At 47.2% G+C, this 17,174-nt stretch carries 14 protein-coding genes; 5 read left to right on the top strand and 9 right to left on the bottom strand.

What is annotated here, in order from left to right:
* Positions 1 to 43: 43 nt before the first annotated feature.
* The 5 genes from H9J30_RS17270 to H9J30_RS17290 form a co-directional block, all read right to left on the bottom strand.
* Positions 44 to 808 (bottom strand): nucleoside-specific channel-forming Tsx family protein, encoded by a 765-nt coding sequence (locus H9J30_RS17270; protein ID WP_240132134.1) that lies wholly within the window; start codon positions 806 to 808, stop codon positions 44 to 46.
* Between the two features lie 174 nt (positions 809 to 982).
* Entirely contained in the window at positions 983 to 2,224 is a 1,242-nt protein-coding gene (locus tag H9J30_RS17275; protein WP_240132135.1) for a sensor histidine kinase, read from the bottom strand.
* Positions 2,211 to 2,888: a response regulator transcription factor gene (locus H9J30_RS17280; protein WP_240132136.1), complete on the bottom strand. Its 678-nt coding sequence runs from the start codon at positions 2,886 to 2,888 to the stop codon at positions 2,211 to 2,213. The genes H9J30_RS17275 and H9J30_RS17280 overlap by 14 nt, the downstream gene beginning before the upstream one ends.
* Before the next feature lie 2 nt (positions 2,889 to 2,890).
* Positions 2,891 to 3,637 (bottom strand): response regulator transcription factor, encoded by a 747-nt coding sequence (locus H9J30_RS17285; RefSeq protein ID WP_240132137.1) that lies wholly within the window; start codon positions 3,635 to 3,637, stop codon positions 2,891 to 2,893.
* A 171-nt stretch (positions 3,638 to 3,808) separates the two neighbouring features.
* Positions 3,809 to 4,597, bottom strand: coding sequence for a ComF family protein (locus H9J30_RS17290; RefSeq protein ID WP_240132138.1), 789 nt, complete (start codon positions 4,595 to 4,597; stop codon positions 3,809 to 3,811).
* 25 nt (positions 4,598 to 4,622) lie between these two features.
* On the opposite strand from H9J30_RS17290, the gene bioH reads away from it, so the two are divergent.
* Both bioH and H9J30_RS17300 read left to right on the top strand, forming a co-directional pair.
* Positions 4,623 to 5,414, top strand: a complete 792-nt coding sequence (bioH, locus tag H9J30_RS17295) for a pimeloyl-ACP methyl ester esterase BioH (RefSeq protein ID WP_240132139.1) — start codon at positions 4,623 to 4,625, stop codon at positions 5,412 to 5,414.
* A gap of 61 nt (positions 5,415 to 5,475) precedes the next feature.
* A complete protein-coding gene (locus H9J30_RS17300) occupies positions 5,476 to 6,024 on the top strand; it encodes a hypothetical protein (RefSeq protein WP_240132140.1) in 549 nt (182 codons plus the stop codon).
* A gap of 49 nt (positions 6,025 to 6,073) precedes the next feature.
* Here the strand turns inward: H9J30_RS17300 and H9J30_RS17305 are convergent, their stop codons facing one another.
* The 3 genes from H9J30_RS17305 to greB form a co-directional block, all read right to left on the bottom strand.
* Entirely contained in the window at positions 6,074 to 8,038 is a 1,965-nt protein-coding gene (locus H9J30_RS17305) for an LTA synthase family protein (protein WP_240132141.1), read from the bottom strand.
* Positions 8,039 to 8,251: 213 nt separating this feature from the next.
* Positions 8,252 to 10,606, bottom strand: coding sequence for a Tex family protein (locus H9J30_RS17310; RefSeq protein ID WP_240132142.1), 2,355 nt, complete (start codon positions 10,604 to 10,606; stop codon positions 8,252 to 8,254).
* A 129-nt stretch (positions 10,607 to 10,735) separates the two neighbouring features.
* Positions 10,736 to 11,239 (bottom strand): transcription elongation factor GreB, encoded by a 504-nt coding sequence (greB, locus tag H9J30_RS17315; protein WP_240132143.1) that lies wholly within the window; start codon positions 11,237 to 11,239, stop codon positions 10,736 to 10,738.
* 374 nt (positions 11,240 to 11,613) lie between these two features.
* On the opposite strand from greB, the gene ompR reads away from it, so the two are divergent.
* The 3 genes from ompR to H9J30_RS17330 all read left to right on the top strand — a co-directional run bounded on the left by ompR (position 11,614) and on the right by H9J30_RS17330 (position 15,789).
* Entirely contained in the window at positions 11,614 to 12,339 is a 726-nt protein-coding gene (gene ompR / locus H9J30_RS17320; protein ID WP_240132144.1) for an osmolarity response regulator transcription factor OmpR, read from the top strand.
* A 40-nt stretch (positions 12,340 to 12,379) separates the two neighbouring features.
* Positions 12,380 to 13,696, top strand: coding sequence for a two-component system sensor histidine kinase EnvZ (envZ, locus tag H9J30_RS17325; RefSeq protein ID WP_240132145.1), 1,317 nt, complete (start codon positions 12,380 to 12,382; stop codon positions 13,694 to 13,696).
* 116 nt (positions 13,697 to 13,812) lie between these two features.
* Positions 13,813 to 15,789, top strand: a complete 1,977-nt coding sequence (locus H9J30_RS17330; RefSeq protein WP_240132146.1) for a methyl-accepting chemotaxis protein — start codon at positions 13,813 to 13,815, stop codon at positions 15,787 to 15,789.
* 74 nt (positions 15,790 to 15,863) lie between these two features.
* On the opposite strand, the gene H9J30_RS17335 is transcribed toward H9J30_RS17330, so the two are convergent.
* Positions 15,864 to 17,147 (bottom strand): DUF5666 domain-containing protein, encoded by a 1,284-nt coding sequence (locus H9J30_RS17335; RefSeq protein ID WP_240132147.1) that lies wholly within the window; start codon positions 17,145 to 17,147, stop codon positions 15,864 to 15,866.
* Positions 17,148 to 17,174: the final 27 nt, after the last annotated feature.

A 17,174-nucleotide genomic window follows, 5' to 3' on the forward strand; every position in this document is an offset into this window, starting at 1 on the left:
ACCAAATTAAATGAGATTTAACTTATTAAAATTTGACAACCCATTAAAACTGATAACCAACAGATACACCGTATTCAATCCCATCATTATATTGTGACCCCCAGCTATCATAATGAGTGACATATATTTTTGAAAAAACTGAATCAGTAAGGTTTGTTTGTAACGTTGTGATTATCTGATGGCCATAGCTGTCGTATGAAAATAATGCTTGATGCGCTTTATCCCTATCAATTTGCGCCTCATAATTCAAACTTAAACTATTTTTAAACCCTAGCAACTCAAATGGATATTTTGCATTTAAAACTACTGCATAACCTGACAGGTCGTTAAATTTTTCTGATGTGGGGGAAAAGCTACCAATGGTATAATTTAAACCAACCCCATAGTTGAGTGATAGCTTTTGAATTTTTGCATTATGGGTAACACCTAAATAAAGATTATCTTCAACTAGCGTTTCACTCGCAGAGATAAAGTTCTGAGTCCAAAAGTTGAACTGCGATTCTCCGAGCTTATTTTCAAGTATCAATAATGATTTAATGGTAGTTTTACCATCAAGATGTTTCTGGTTTTCTGCGATTTCAGCCGGGTTTTCGAGCTTAAGATTAGCAAAATAAGTCCCCCAGTCAGCAATTCCCAAATGATTCAACTTAATAAAAGGTTGATTAAAAACACCTGGGTTATCATTTTTTGTGTCACTGGTATAAAACTTATAACCTAAATCCACGCTCGTTTTATTCACATCAGCACATACTGAACCACTAAAAACAATTGCACCGACTAAAATAGATGCTACACTTTTTTTACACATAGATCCCCTCTCAACCATGTATTCTAGGAAGTATTTTAAAATACTTATCGACCAGTAAACGTTATATAATAACGTTACTACGAATATCATGATGACTATGTGATCTAAGCCCAACGGCGCTTTTGCATTTTAAAAGTGTGTGGTTTAATGCAGTAAATTTATCGTTTCCATTATTTAGCCGTTAGATATTTCTAACCTGGCGGAAAATAAATTATTTTCAGATGAGCTAGTAAAAATCCAACCCAATTGATTTGCGAGACGTTTCACCAGTAAAAGTCCTAAACCAAATCCATGCCGGCCATTACTATTGTAAAAATTAGTTATTTCTATACAACAAGCATCTTGAGTAATGCGAATATCCCGCCCTCCATGCTCAATACTATTCCTTAATAAATTGCTTAATATTATTTTTAGTGGATGAAGCTGAACGGGCAAACAAGTATCGTCAGAAAATAATTGAATTTTTTGCTCATGACCATGAACCCGTTGCTGCTCCTCAATAATACTGGCAAGCAAAGGCGATAACGCGACATTTTCCTTTTCTAAGCTGGAACACTCTTTATTGGTCAACCACAGCAAGGTTTCGATGAGTGACTTCATTTGATTGGTCGCTTGGGAAGCATACAGCGTTGCCCCTGTAAGCTCACCTTGTTGTAATGCGAGGATTTCGAATGAAGATTGGCATATGGCGACTGGCGTTCTTAACTCATGGCTAGCAAAGCGTAAAAAATTGAGTTCGCGCTGCTGGGCCTCTTGAAGCTGTAAAATCGAGTTATCTAAAGCATCAACAATAGCTTTTAATTCAGCATACTGTTGTTGCGGCAAACTCAGTTTGCCTCCGGCTTCCCAGTCATGCTGCTTAATCGCATGGCTAATTTGATGCACAGGCGTAATCACTTTGCTTTGCATATAAAACGCTAAGCTCGCACTGGCACAAAAGGTGATCAAGACAAGCAGCAAAATGGCCGTCATATTTTTAGGGGCAAAGTGCAAATCATGGGTAACACTAAACTGCAGCCAAACGTAAAGCGGCTGGCCAGTTTGGGTGTAGTACACACTTAGCGCGTTAACAATGGGACCTTCTGCATGCTCGTAGCGAATTTTGCTCGCATCTGTTAAGACTTCATTGTTATTTAACTTACGAATTTGCGGCGGAATATCTCGCCAATGAGGATAGACGGTTAAGTTATCGGTTTTTAGAATCGGCTGCTGTAATGGTTGCTGAGTTGGCTGTGCCACCTTCAGTAATGCTTCGGCTGCTTGCCCTGCATTATGCATTGTGACTTCATGCATAGAAATCATACCTGCACACATCATGCAAAGCGGGATAAAACTATTCACGCCTAAGGTTATTAAAAGAAAAATAACTCCCCACACTTGATAGCTACGCTTAAGGCTAAATTTAGGCGCTTGCATTGATTTCATCCCTAAGGCTTAAGCCAACGCCACGAATTGTATGTAATATTTGCCGCTCAAACGGGCGATCGATCACTCGGCGCAAAAGATGAATATGGCTGCGCAAGCTGTCACTATCTGGTGCACAGTCGGGCCAAAGCATTCGCTCAATCTCTTCTCTAGTCACGGTTTCTGGACTACGACGCGCTAATAAAGCCAGGATCTGCCATCCGGTTTTAGACAAAACCAGCAGTTGCCCTTGCCGATACACCATGTGGTTTGCAAAATCGATTTCTAGGTCGCCAATAGTCAATCTTTGGGGCGCGGGACGGCGCTGGGCGACCACCTTCAGCCGCGCGACCAGCTCCTCCATCGCAAAGGGTTTTATTAAATAATCGTCCGCACCCACAGAAAACCCACTCAAGCGATCATTCAGACTACTACGTGCAGTTAACATGATTACTGGTGAGGTAATGCACTGTGCTTTCCAGCGTTCACACGCTTCAATCCCATCCCCATCCGGCAAATTTAGATCGAGAATAATAGCGTCAAATTGCTGCTGGCTAATGAGCATATCTGCTTGCGCTAGGTTGAACGCGTAATCGCACTCTATGCCACTCAATTCAAGATATTGAATGATGTTGTTAGAGAGCAGCCGGTTGTCTTCAACCAGTAATACCAACATATTTAGATCAACTCATATTGATGGGCGAGATGAATTAAGTTTGCTCGATTCGTCGCCCCAAACTTCCTACGCATTGATTCCATATGGTATTCAACTCCCCTAATGCTTATCGGGAGCTGGGTTGAAATTTCGTCATTCTGCAGGCCGTTTGCGACCATAACTAAGATATCCCTCGCATTATCTTTCAGTAGAGAACTTTGAAGAAATGGATTAAACAATGACTTATTACATTCAAATAGCTTGTTTTGGGCATCCTTTAAGGTCGTGCTCAAATCCGTTAATTGGATGTCCGAATCATCCAAATGACTCAGCAGAATAAAGCGACCCGCCCAATGTCGATTGCTATGGCATGCAACGGGCCAACTTAATACGGTTTGAATGTGGTGTTTATTAAAAAGTCGGCGGGCCTTGTCACTTTTCTCACACGATAAGCGATACATATAAGATTTTGATGTATCTAACGAAAAACCAAAATTAAAATCACTAGCGGCAATCTGACTTAAATAAAAACGCTGCAATTGGGCAACTTTAGGGGATGAAGCTACGCTGGCAGTGGGTTTACGCAGCGAGGTTTGCGAGAACAAATTGGTTTCTTTTGGAAAGTGATAGTTTTCATACGCACAATGTGCGACCCCTTGAAACCAGAATCCACTAAAACCGTGCGGTTTCAAAGCAGTACTTATCGCCTGAATAACGTCTTGTAATGTCGATGCCATATTGGCATTTGATAGCGCCCGTTTAGCGTCCATAAATACCCCCCAACAAAATATAATTAGAAGGTATCCCAATACAAGTAATAAACAAAATCTATAGATACATATACTTACATTTGATCGCAAAATTAAAAGTTATTTTTTATTTCCCATATTTTTGACATAGTTTTGACGTTCGTAACGCTACACTGCAACGATCTTTGTTAACTATAAGTCCGTTATCTCCAACAAGCCTGGCGCTTCGGCTCGTGCAAGGCACCATATTTGAACATGCACATATCGCGCTTCGAATAACTGGGCGATCTCCGCAACCGTCGTGCCTGTCGTCACCACATCATCCACCAATGCAATGCGTTGATAGGCAAAATCGGCATTTAACTCAAAGGCATCCTGTAGATTTCGTCGCCGCTGTACGCCGTTTAATCCAGCCTGTGGGCGCGTATCTTGCCGCCGCGTTAATCCTTGGTCAACTAAGGGCAACTGTAAGCGTTGCGATAACTCATGGGCGATGAGCCATGCTTGATTAAATCCCCGTTGCCGCAATCGGTTGGAGTGTAATGGGACTGGTACTATCACCTGCGGTAGAGTGATTAATCCTTGCTGTTCAAGCTGACCAATGCGCGCCACTAAGGCTTGGCACAATATGGGTAAGGCGGCAAGTTGTCCCTGATATTTAATAGCGGCTATCCAAGGGCCAAAGCCTTGATGATAGCTACAGGGCGCAATGACTTTTCGCGGCTGATGCTTTTGGCATTCACCGCAATACTCGAGTTCAAGCTGGATCGATTTGCCACAACCTAAACAGATTGGGCTATGGTAAAGCCCAGTTTGTAAGCACACATGGCAAAATCCCGCTTCCGTTGAATTTAGGGATTGGTGGCACAGTAAGCAGCGGTTAGGTAAACTGCCCGCCAAGCAACGATGACCCCAATGTAAAACTAAGCGTAATAACTGCGCCCTATGTTGCGACCAAATCCATTTGCTATCGCTCGACATACAACATCCTATTTGAGGTATTTTTGTGAACGCTACAACGTCTGCTCATCATCCACTGCATATCGAAACCATTGGCCAAGGGCCAGATCTGGTGATGATCCACGGTTGGGGAGTTAATAGCGCCGTATTTACGCCGCTGCATGAGCAACTGTCTGAGTATAGAGTGCACTATGTCGATCTGCCGGGCTTTGGCTTAAGCCTGCCGATAAAGGGCGATTTATCCTCGTGGGTCGATGCGTTAATCAATCGCTTACCCGCCAATGCGATTTGGGCTGGCTGGTCGCTGGGTGGGTTAGTCGCTACCCAAGCTGCCATAAGCTATCCCTCCCATGTCCGAGGATTAGTTACTATCGCCTCTTCCCCCTGTTTTATGGCAAGGGAAGCTGAAGCGTGGCCCGGTATTCCGCCGCAGGTGCTCAGTATGTTTGGCGAGCAACTTGGGCAAAACTTACCTAAAACCATTGAGCGTTTCTTAGCGATTCAAGCTATGGGAAGTGAAACCGCCAAAGAAGATATCAAGCAGCTGCGGGATTTAGTCTTGGCGCGCCCGCTACCCGATGCTGCGGCATTAACTCAAGGCCTTGATATGCTGAATCAAATTGATCTCAGAGCGCAGCTATCGAGCATCAGTCAACCTTGGCTACGGATCTGGGGCAGGCTTGATGGACTCGTGCCCAAACGCGTGCAACCTCAAATGCCAACGGCAAGCCACATCACCGATGTGATGCTCGCCAAAGCCTCCCACGCGCCATTTGTGTCCCATAGGCAAGAATTCTTACAGGCACTCCTACCTTGGCTGGCACAATTCAAGGACTAATGCTTTATCTTCGTGCAATAAATGGCTAGTATTTAACCATTGAGGCGACGAGGAATTCTCCATGCTGCTTGTCAGTAACTACCCCCAAGTTCCGCTAGCGACCACCAATGTCGCGACGGACTCGGCTCGGGTCGACAATCAGCTAAAACCAGTGGTAATCCCACCTCAGGCTGCGACTAAAGGCCATGAAGAACGCGCCTTTAACCCGCAAAATGAACGTACCGCCGACCAAGCTCAGCAACAGGCTCGATTACTTGAGTACAGTCAGCAGCAAGTTCAACAAAAACAGCAGCAACAGCAATCCTCTCAGCAACAGAGCCAGCAACAGCAGGAAAAGCAAGCTCCTATTGTTGCCGCCGATCGCGCGCTTCCCAAGACATTAAAAGTGCCTGTACGCGGCCCAGCCGCGCTGCAACGTAAGGATATTCGCCTCAAAGTCGGCCAACATAATCCTAGACCAGCCAATACCAATGCAAAAACCACCACGGCTCGCCAACCTATTCAAGGCGAGTCTCCTCATTTTTATCAACAAGTTGGCCAGCGTATTGGCCAATATTATACGCAGCAGACGCAGCCAGAGGCTGAGCCTGCCATGTCGGCGTGGATTTAATGGATTTTAGAAATAAAAATGCCGCTAATCAGCGGCATTTTTTATTCGATTACTTACCCGAGCGATACAGCTCTTGCTGGTAGGCTAGACTCCCCCACAAAGCCCAACTTAAAGCCTTTTTCTCCAGCGCCTGCGCTGCTGGCTCATAAGGAGTTAAGTGCTCGGTTTTTTCATCGTACTGGAAGCCCTGCGCTGCTTTTTCTGGCTGCAGAATCACCACATCTTTACCTTCCATCAGCGCAAAGTTTTTATCATATTGCATCATTGCGCGCCCCTGCCAATCCTCGCGAACTTGGGTTAAGTCACGGCCTAGCATAGGGTAAGAGTCAGATATGCCAATTAAGGATAACAAGGTCGGTGGCAAGTCAATTTGACTCACGATCCGGTGGTCGCGTTTTGGCGCAACATTATCCCCGAGGATTAACCCCGGAATACGAAAACGCGAGACAGGCACCAAATCGGCACCACCGACTCGACTGTCGTGGTCGGCAACCACGATAAAAATCGTGTCCTTCCAGTAGTCAGCATTTTTGGCCAGTTTAAAGAACTCGCCAATCGCATAATCGGCATATTTTGCCGCGTTATTACGGGTTTGTTTGGGCTGCTCATAGAGTTCAATACGGCCATCGGGAAATTCAAATGGATCGTGGTTAGTCGAGCTAAACACTAAACTAAAGAAAGGCTTACCTTCGCTATGAAGACGCTCAAACTCGCTATTGGCCTTACGCATTAAATCTTCGTCTGAAACACCCCACGAACCAACAAAGGCAGGAGATTTATAATCCTTCTGGTCGATAATGTCGCTAAACCCATTTCCGAGGAAGAAGCTACGCATATTGTCGAAATGACTCTCACCACCATAGATAAATTGGGTGGTGTAACCGTGGTGCTTCAACAATTCAGCGATACTGAAAAAGCCTGTCTGGCTCTTACCTAACTTCACTACGGCACGGGCTGGCGTTGGGGTAAAGCCAGTCGTAACCGCCTCAATTCCTCGCACAGAACGCGTACCAGTGGCGTAGAGATTATCGAAATACCAACCTTCCTGTGAGAGTGCATCGATATTTGGTGTTAGCGGCAAGCCACCTAAGCTCCCCACAAAACGGGCTCCGAGGCTTTCCTGCAGCAGGATAACTAAATTTTTAGGCTTTCCGGTGAAACTTGCTTGGTTAAAACTCAGCGAGGGAATGTCATTTGAGGTAAACGCGTTCTCAGAGCGACCGCTCTCCTGCCTGATGGTCGCAATAATCTCAGCTTTATCCAAGGAGCCATACACCTCAGAAGCATCTTCTTCACTGCCCATTTGTTTGATCGCAAACACCAAAGAATAAGCGGAGTTAATCACTAACGAGTTAACTAATGGATCATCGGCAAATGCCACCATCGCCGGATTTAATGGTCTATGACCTAAGGTTGAACGCGCGCCCAACAGGGTCACAAAGATAACCAGTACGGCTAACACCGGGCGCCAATACCAACGGGGGAAGCGCAGATTTTTACACAACTTACCGCTCAGTACCCAGCCGCCCCATAGCGTTGCGATGCTCAGTACCACTGAAAAAATCAGCTCTAGCTTGCGTCCCGCCCACAGCATCGACAACACTTCTTTAGGGTAAATCAAATACTCTACATACAAGCGGTTGGGGCGAATGCCATATTCCTCAATAAAAGCGGGCGTCGACACTTCGAGAAATAAGATGGTCCATAGACCTAAGGTTAACCAAAGGCGCAAAATCCATTGCCATGCCCGGCCAATAAGATGATCACCCGAAAATAATGCCGTACCTAAGGCGGCGACACCCCATAACCAACAGAGGGTGGCAATATCGACACGCATGCCCTGCAATAACAAATGCGACCAACCGTCAACGGCGGCCACACGTTCGCCCTGCCACAGGCCTAAACCGATACGGCTTACCGTTGCAATAGCCAGTACTAATAAACTGAAAATGAGAATGGCGCGGAAGGGGCCATGGGCGCCCTGACGACCACGGAAAGATAAACCTGACTGCATGAACTACCCCAAAACATTAAACACACTCAGCTTTGGAGTGCAAATTTAAAAAAATAACCACAAGTGGCTGTATGACAACCCATTTGGCTTAAGGTTGCATTAAATTGCCGACTTTATATTACCTGCAATAGCAAATATGCAACAATTTTGTAATTAAGGGGTAAAAAGTGTCGACTCGGGCACAGACTAACGCCCGAGTCGTATTGAGTTAGCTTACTTTTTAAGCTTCGCGAAGGCATCGGCAAAGGCATTGCCCATCGCCGCATTGACTGGGGCGGACTTAGGTGCTGGACGCCCAGACTGATGTTGTGCTGATTTGTGCTGTTGATTAGGCTTGTTAGCCTGATGCTTACCCTGCGCAGGCGTGCGAGTTTGCGTCTTGCTCTGATTAATCGCCTCATCCAGCCGCATACTCAGACCAATTCGGCGACGCTCCACATCCACTTCCATCACCTTCACTTTGACCACATCACCCGCTTTAACCACGGTATGGGGATCGGTAATAAACTTGTCGGTCAGCGACGAGATATGCACTAGACCATCTTGATGCACGCCGATATCCACAAAGGCACCAAAGTTAGTCACGTTGGTGACTACTCCTTCGAGGATCATCTCAGGTTTCAGATCCTTAAGCTCTTCAACTCCATCCTTAAACTTAGCAGTCTTAAACTCGCCACGGGGGTCGCGGCCAGGTTTATCCAGCTCGCTAAGGATGTCGGTCACTGTCGGCAACCCAAACTCAGGGGTCGTAAACTCCTGCGGCTTGATGCTACGCAGTAACTCCGAATTGCCGATAAGGCTCGCCACATCGACTTGTTTGGTCTTGGCAATGGTTTCAACCAGCGAATAGGCTTCGGGGTGAACCGCTGACATATCTAATGGATTATCGCCATGGCGAATACGTAAAAAGCCCGCGGCTTGCTCAAAGGCTTTAGGGCCTAAACGCGGCACTTTTAATAGCTCTTTACGGTTTTTAAATGCGCCATTGGCATCGCGGTAATCCACCACGTTTTTGGCCAAGGTTTTATTTAAACCCGCAACCTGCGATAGCAAAGGCACAGACGCCATGTTTAAGTCCACGCCCACGCCGTTTACACAATCTTCGACCACGGCTTCAAGCGAGCTAGACAGCTGGCTTTGACTCACATCGTGCTGATATTGGCCAACGCCAATAGACTTAGGCTCAATCTTCACCAGTTCCGCTAATGGGTCCTGTAAACGACGGGCAATTGAGACCGCGCCGCGAATCGAAACATCTAGCTCTGGGAATTCCAGCGCCGCCAGTTCTGATGCAGAATACACAGAAGCGCCCGCTTCGCTCACCATCACTTTGGTCAGCTGTGGTTGGCTATCCTTAAGGCTGGCAATCAACTCCGCCGCTAATTTATCGGTTTCGCGGGAGGCGGTACCGTTACCAATCGCGATTAACTCTACCTTATGCATTTGCACTAAGTTGGCGAGGGTACGAATCGACTTGTCCCATAAATTCTGTGGTGCATGGGGGAAAATCGTGGTGTGCGCCACCAATTTACCGGTGTTATCCACTATGGCCACTTTAACGCCAGTGCGTAGTCCTGGGTCTAGCCCCATGGTTGCCTTAGCGCCCGCTGGCGCGGCCATCAACAAATCACCTAAGTTACGGGCAAACACGTTAATGGCTTCCGCTTCTGCGCGCTCGCGCATCTGCGAGATAAACTCAGTTTCCATTTGCAGGGCAATTTTAATTCGCCATGTGGCAGTAACGACCGTTTTGAGCCACTGATCCACACTGCTATCGCCCAGCTTTAAGCCTAAATGGTCACTAATAATGACTTCGCAGTAACTGCCTTGACCGGCCTCTACACCGGGATCGGCATTCATCGATAACGACAGAAAGCCCTCATTACGGCCACGCAGCATAGCTAAAGCGCGGTGAGATGGCACTTTGGCCAGAGGTTCATTGTGCTCAAAATAATCGCGAAACTTCGCGCCTTCCTTCTCTTTGCCGGCGACAACACGGCTCTCTAACACACTGTTTTGGCTTAAGTGTTCACGGACTTTACGCAGTAATTCCGCATCTTCGGCGTAACGTTCCATCAGAATGTAACGGGCACCTTCCAGCACAGCTTTGGTATCGCTAAAACCCGCTTCCAGATTCAAATAACTGGCCGCTAACGCCTCAATATCCGCCTTGCGATCCGCAAGTAAAGCCTCAACCAGCGGCTCTAATCCCGCTTCAATGGCAATTTGGCCCTTGGTGCGGCGCTTAGGTTTAAAGGGAAGATACAGATCCTCAAGACGCGTCTTACTATCGGCGCCGTCAATTTCCCGTTGCAGCTCAGGTGTTAATTTACCCTGCGCTTGAATACTGGATAAAATCACCTGCCGACGGTCGTTTAACTCACGCAAATAACCTAAACGGCTGTGCAGCGTACGTAACTGGGTGTCGTCTAAACCACCGGTGGCCTCTTTACGGTAACGGGCGACGAAGGGAACAGTGGCACCATTGTCGAGCAAATCTATGGTGGCAGTGACTTGATGCTCACGAACATTGAGTTCCTGAGCAATAATTTGGGCAATAGTCTGCATAAATAAAGTATCGAGCCTAACGGTTTGATTAATCCTAATTACGCCCAAGATACCACAGGCGCAGTCGTTGTTTCATATGATGCGAGCGATTTGCGGCTGAAAATCGCCGAGAGTTTGATCTCGCTAGGTTTATTCGTGCTCGCCCTCTAGCGGCGTGTCAAACGGCGTATAACGGATTTCATTGATATACCATGCTTTTGGGCCAGAGGGCGTTTGCACTAGCACTTCATCATCAACTTGCTTGCCGATAAGTGCCCGCGCCATAGGAGAATCAATGGTGATATAACCCAGTTTAGTATCGAGCTCATCTTTACCGACAATCCGATAACGCACGCACTCACCCGCGTCGTTTTCAAGCTCAAACCAAGCGCCAAAGTAAATTTTGCCTTCCTGCTGCGGAGAATAGTCGACAATTTTAAGCTCTTCGAGGCGCTTAACCAAATAGCGAACACGGCTATCTATCTGACGCAAAAGCCTTTTATTGTAAGTGTAATCCGCGTTTTCACTGCGATCCCCCTGCGCGGCGGCCTCTTGCACTTTGAGGGTAATCTGCGGGCGATATTCCTTCCACAGGTATTTTAATTCTTTATCTAAGGTCATCCAGCCTTGGCGGGTGATCAAATGCGCTTTCATGCTAAGACTCTGTAGTTAACTCAAACGAGCATAATTTTACATAGGCGTACACTGATAATACTCAGAGTCGCCACCAAAGTTAAGGACTAGCAAAAATCACCTCTGCCAGAAATGCCAATTTAGTTACAATTTCATATGTATAGTGAATATATTCAACGATTCCCATGCAATTTCATTTGCTTAGTATTAACATGAGTTGGCAATTTGTGGCATTAGACTGCCGTTGGCTTACATCATGAGCTAGTCGCTCTGATTTAATCCAGCTATATTAAGCGCATTCTTGGCAGATTCGTTTTCAATTTCAGCCAGTTAATCTTTGTTGTATAACGGCATAAAAAATAAAAGCAATAATCCGAGCAATTTAAGGACATCCCATGGGACAAGAAACCTCGAAAATCCTCGTCGTCGATGATGATATGCGCCTACGAGCACTCCTCGAGCGTTACCTGATGGAGCAAGGCTATCAGGTACGCAGTGCGGCCAATGCTGAGCAGATGGACCGTTTACTGGAGCGAGAAAACTTTCATTTGATTGTGCTCGATCTGATGTTGCCCGGGGAAGATGGCTTATCCATCTGCCGTCGCCTGCGCCAACAGGGTAGCACCATTCCCATTGTGATGCTGACGGCTAAGGGCGATGAAGTTGACCGCATTATCGGCTTAGAGTTAGGCGCCGATGATTATCTGCCAAAACCGTTTAACCCACGGGAATTATTGGCGCGGATTAAAGCGGTGATGCGCCGCCAAACTCAGGATGTGCCCGGCGCGCCCGCGCAGCAGGAAGCCGAAATTAGCTTTGGCGAGTTTTCCCTCGATTTGGCTACCCGTGAAATGTATCACGGTGATGAGGCCATCGCGCTGACCAGTGGCGAATTTGCGGTATTAAAAGTGTTAGTCACCCATCCACGTGAGCCTTTATCGCGGGATAAACTGATGAACCTCGCCCGTGGCCGCGATTATTCGGCGTTAGAACGCTCGATTGATGTGCAGGTATCGCGCCTGCGGCGCTTAATTGAAAAAGATCCCGCCAATCCACGCTACATTCAAACCGTGTGGGGATTAGGCTATGTGTTTGTGCCCGACGGTGCCGCCCGTCGATGATGCGCTTTTGGCCTGTTGCTGACGCTTTTTTGGCACGATTATGAAACTTAAGTGGTGGCAGCGACTCCTTCCCCGCAGCGCCTTTAGCCAAACCGTGATGCTGATTGGTTGTCTACTGCTGATCAATCAGCTGGTGTCCTACGTCACTGTCGCTGTCTATGTGTTGAAGCCCAGCTATCAACAAATAAACCAGTTAATCGCCCGTCAAATCAATCTGTTATTTGTCGATGGTATTGATATCGGCCGCGAACACTTAACCATAGTCGATGCGCTCAATGCCAAAGTCCGTGACGATGGCATGAAAGTATATAACCAACAGCAAGCCCGCGAAGCCGGTATCGAGCAAGCCACCTACTACGGTTTTTGGTCATCACAGATGACCGAATATCTGGGTGGCGATGCCGAAGTCCGCGTCACCCACGGCAGCGTATTACAAATTTGGATCCGCCCGCCACAGGCCCCATCAGTGTGGATTAAAGTGCCGCTGATTGGGCAAAATGTTTCCGACTTGTCGCCACTGACCTTGTACTTAATGGTGATCGGTGCACTCAGTGTTGCCGGTGGATGGTGGTTTGCTCGCCAGCAAAACAGACCATTAAGGCGCTTACAAAAAGCCGCGATCTCGGTATCCCGTGGCGAGTTTCCCGATCCTTTGCCCCTGACTGGCTCCAGCGAACTGGTGGAAGTAACCAACGCCTTTAACCAGATGGCCCATAGCATGAAGCAGCTAGAGCAAGATCGTGCACTGTTGATGGCGGGTATTTCCCACGATTTACGCACGCCGCTGACCCGTATCCGCCTTGCCTCTGAGATGATGGTTGAAGAAGATCAATATCTTAAAGACGGTATCGTCAACGATATCGAAGATATGGATGCCATTATCAGCCAATTTATTGCCTATATTCGCCAAGATCAGGAGGCCAGCCGCGAGCCTGGTCAAATTAATAAACTCATTCAAGATATTGCTCAAGCCGAAGCCAACCGTGACGGTGAAATTGAAGTCGTGCTGAGCGACTGCCCCGAAGCACTGTTTCAAGGGCTGGCGATTAAGCGGGTATTGAGCAACTTAGTTGAAAATGCCTTCCGTTATGGCTCCGGCTGGGTGCGAATAAGCTCGCAATTTGATGGTAAACGCATAGGCTTTAGCGTTGAAGATAATGGCCCAGGGATAGATGAATCACAAATTCCAACACTATTTCAACCTTTTACCCAAGGTGATATTGCTCGAGGCAGTGTCGGCTCTGGGCTTGGGCTTGCCATCATCAAACGAATTATCGACCGTCACCAAGGCCAAATCACCCTCTCGAATCGTGCCGCAGGCGGCTTAAAAGCCCAAGTTTGGCTACCGCTAGAATAATCCCAAAATCATAATGACAACGCTGACATTTGATTAGATCTGTCATATTTGTGTCACGCAAAATTCATAAACTCTAGGCAGTTAACTTACCTTAAGTTTCCAATGAAGATTGCATCATGAAGATTTCAACCTTATCACTCTCTGCTTCAGCGCTGTTGTTATTGCTTGCAGGATTATTAGCAGCCGTAGTGCTATGGAGTAGCGACCAAAGGCAACAGATTGAGCAACAAACCCAAGTTCTCCAAGGTATACAGCAGGATTTCCTCGTTGGCGTGCGCCGCGATCTTGATGGCTATTTAGCCAGCGGAAATGCAACCCTACTCGAACAGGCCAAAGCCAAACTCATTAGCATTAAAAACCAACTGGCTGAACTTAACCTCTCGACCTCAGGTAGTACTAACGTTGATGTTCAAGCTGCATTAACCCTGTTTATCCAAGATTTAGACAGCAAATACCGCGCGGCAGGCAAACTCGCGGGTAATCCAAGACAATTGCTCGCCCATGCCGAATCTGAAATGCTCGATTATAACCGCAGGCTCGGCAGCTATGCCGACAAAGGCTTGGCCGTTAATGCAGCAATAGCCGAGCAATATTTGCAATTAAGCCGTGACTTTCCCAGCATTGTTTATCAACTGTCGCAGCTTACCGATGGCTATCTCATTGATAAAAACCAGCAGCTTAAAAATATTCTCGACAGCACCAGCAAAGCGCTTAATCAGTGGCGCGATCAACTCAACACCCTGCCATTAATCGGTATTTACGAACAGCAGGAAGCGGATGAGTTTGCTCTCGGCGGCAGTGAACCGGAACAGATTGAGGTAGGGGAAACTGATCGTAGCGAGCTGCTAAGTCTTGCAAATCGCTACAATAAAGAACTCGCCAATACCCACCAAATGCTCCAAGCCAATCAAGAGATGCAAGTGCAATTAATTCAAGCGATTGGCACGGTTGAACAGCAGCTGATGGCACTCGGTGAGGCCCAAACGGCCAAAAACCAACACTTAAAATATGAGCTGCAACTCATTCTTTATACGATGGTTTCGATTATGGCGCTGTTTGCTATTGGCTATTTAGTCCTGCAACAGAACCGAGTCGTTAAGCCCCTTAAGCGCCTCAATCAAGCCTTTATGCAGTTAAGTGAGTCCAACAGCCGCGAGCGTTTAGACATTAATCGCCGCTGTGAAACTGGCCAAATTGCAGGGCATTTCAATCAGCTACTTAATCGCTTTGAACAGGAAGATGAACTCCAGCGCCAACAAATGACCAAAGTATCACAATCTTTGAGTCAACTAGTGGCCCGCATCACTCAATTATCGCAGCACACTGAGCACACTCAGACCATAGTGGCCGAGACTCAGTCGCAAACTGAGCATATCCGCAGCCTCGCCAATGAGGTTAGCCATACCTCGGCACGGGTTGAACAAAGCGCTGCAGAGACCATGCGCCAAATGCAGTCGAGCCAAGCGGAAGCAGAGGCGGTACTTAGCGCCACCGAGCAGACACAAACCGCCGTTGGCCTGTGCCATGCATCACTCGAAAGCCTGAATAACTCTGTGGCGGATGTTGCCAAAATTATTGATGTGATTGGTAATATTGCCGAGCAAACTAATCTACTGGCGCTTAATGCTGCCATTGAAGCCGCCCGCGCAGGCGAGCAAGGCCGCGGCTTTGCGGTGGTCGCCGACGAAGTGCGCAGCCTTAGCCAACGTACTCAGGTGTCGTTAAATGAAATCGTGAAAATCCTGCAACAACTCACCCAGTCGAATCATGCACTTGGCGAAAGTGTCGATGGCATTGCCAAGGCCACCAGCAGCCAAAAATTACGGGCGCAAAGTTTATGGCAAGTTGCGCAAAACGTGCAAAATCAAGCAAGTGAAATGGCAAACACCGCCAAACAGGGTTCACTTAATGCCAAAGAACAGGTGGATTATCTCGATGAGTTTGTCCGCAGCATGGACAACCTAAAAGACCAAGCGCAAACCAGCTCACAGCAGAGTGAAGTCATCGCCCAAGAAGTGCAGCAAAGTGTGGAAAATATCGAAACCAGTTTAGGTATTGCCGACAGTCGTGTCGTGCCAGTGCGCGCAGCTTAAGCACATAAAAATGGCAGCAAGAAAATAATCTTGCTGCCATTTGCGGATTAACGAGCGTTAGTCGTTAACAGGCATTAGTCGTCAATGCGGCAACTGTGGATTTGCATGCCATCAAACTGACATTCCACATTAACCCATTTACCATCAAAGGTCGCTAATGAGGCATCACTAGCATGGTAACCCCACAGACTGTTCTGGCTCACCTTTCCGGTTAACTCCAGTTCATTACTCTGCTGTTCGAGATCAATTTCCTTCACTAGCCATTGGCCATCGGCTAATTCAACGCCCTCGATTTGCAGCCATTTTTGATCAAGGGTTGCAAGGGTTAAGCCATCGTCAAACTGGGTTCTCGCGTCGATAATAAAGGTAAAGCCATTGATTTGTAGCTGGTTATTGCTATCGAGCGTGGCTCGCCCTTCAAGCTCAAACTTGTTGCCTAAATCGGGTAATGGACCACCCGCATCTGAACTTTCAAAGTCGACCTCTTTGGCCCACAGGCCCTGAGCAGTGGATTGAATATCCACCTCTAGGCGCTTACCTTCCAGCAAATTGCTGCGATTACCATCTTCAAATTGTGTCTGCTCAGTCACATAGAGTCGTGTGCGGCTATTAAGCTCAAACTGGCTCTTGTCTTGGTTAACCCAAGTCACTGTACCCTCTAACTCCATCTCGTTGAACGTCGGCACATCACTCGCATCTTCAACATCGACTTCATGGGCCTTAAATACCGCACCATCCTGTTGACCTTCAACCTCAACCCACGCGCCTTCGGCTAACTGCCCTTCTAACTCGGCATTGGCATAATCGATCAAGGCTGAGCCCAAGCGAAATTGCTGCGCAACAGGATCAAGCCCGGTCACCCGACCTTCGATTTCAGCAATTGCGAAATTCGGGAAAAGGTTAATCGACTCTACCTGCCACTTTCCAACCGCAGTAGGATAGCCATTTACCGCTACCCAATCGCCCTTTTTATATTGGCTAGCTGATACAACGGCTAACTGTATGCCATTGACTGTAATATTATTTTGATTGATGGCACTGATTTCACCGACTAGCGCAGGATCGACAGCAACCGTTTTAGCCTGCTGACCTTGGTTAACCAAATCTAGGCGCATCCCCACTTGAATAGCTTTGGCATCCAGTGGTTGTTGTTGATAACGAATATCTGCATTGGCGATATTAATCTTGTATCCATTCACAGTGATCTGTTGATGGTCTGCGGACACTTGAGTCACAGTCCCCATCACTTTAGCGGGTAAATTCGCGGGAGGTGGCGTCACATCCGTTGATGAACCGTCGCTACCACAGGCGGTCAATAGTAATGCGCTAATACCTATACCTACTAAGTGCTTATTCATTTTTTGTCCCTTATTTACCTTGTTAAA

The organism is Shewanella cutis, assembly GCF_022410515.1.
Classification (GTDB): Bacteria; Pseudomonadota; Gammaproteobacteria; order Enterobacterales; family Shewanellaceae; genus Shewanella; species Shewanella cutis.

What these genes read in the sequence shown, in the direction of transcription:
- H9J30_RS17270 (WP_240132134.1), bottom strand. Translation starts at nt 808, where the DNA reads ATGTGTAAAAAAAGTGTAGCATCTATTTTAGTCGGTGCAATTGTTTTT.
- H9J30_RS17275 (WP_240132135.1), bottom strand. Translation starts at nt 2,224, where the DNA reads ATGCAAGCGCCTAAATTTAGCCTTAAGCGTAGCTATCAAGTGTGGGGA.
- H9J30_RS17280 (WP_240132136.1), bottom strand. Translation starts at nt 2,888, where the DNA reads ATGTTGGTATTACTGGTTGAAGACAACCGGCTGCTCTCTAACAACATC.
- H9J30_RS17285 (WP_240132137.1), bottom strand. Translation starts at nt 3,637, where the DNA reads ATGGACGCTAAACGGGCGCTATCAAATGCCAATATGGCATCGACATTA.
- H9J30_RS17290 (WP_240132138.1), bottom strand. Translation starts at nt 4,597, where the DNA reads ATGTCGAGCGATAGCAAATGGATTTGGTCGCAACATAGGGCGCAGTTA.
- H9J30_RS17300 (WP_240132140.1), top strand. Translation starts at nt 5,476, where the DNA reads ATGCTGCTTGTCAGTAACTACCCCCAAGTTCCGCTAGCGACCACCAAT.
- H9J30_RS17305 (WP_240132141.1), bottom strand. Translation starts at nt 8,038, where the DNA reads ATGCAGTCAGGTTTATCTTTCCGTGGTCGTCAGGGCGCCCATGGCCCC.
- H9J30_RS17310 (WP_240132142.1), bottom strand. Translation starts at nt 10,606, where the DNA reads ATGCAGACTATTGCCCAAATTATTGCTCAGGAACTCAATGTTCGTGAG.
- greB (WP_240132143.1), bottom strand. Translation starts at nt 11,239, where the DNA reads ATGAAAGCGCATTTGATCACCCGCCAAGGCTGGATGACCTTAGATAAA.
- ompR (WP_240132144.1), top strand. Translation starts at nt 11,614, where the DNA reads ATGGGACAAGAAACCTCGAAAATCCTCGTCGTCGATGATGATATGCGC.
- envZ (WP_240132145.1), top strand. Translation starts at nt 12,380, where the DNA reads ATGAAACTTAAGTGGTGGCAGCGACTCCTTCCCCGCAGCGCCTTTAGC.
- H9J30_RS17330 (WP_240132146.1), top strand. Translation starts at nt 13,813, where the DNA reads ATGAAGATTTCAACCTTATCACTCTCTGCTTCAGCGCTGTTGTTATTG.
- H9J30_RS17335 (WP_240132147.1), bottom strand. Translation starts at nt 17,147, where the DNA reads ATGAATAAGCACTTAGTAGGTATAGGTATTAGCGCATTACTATTGACC.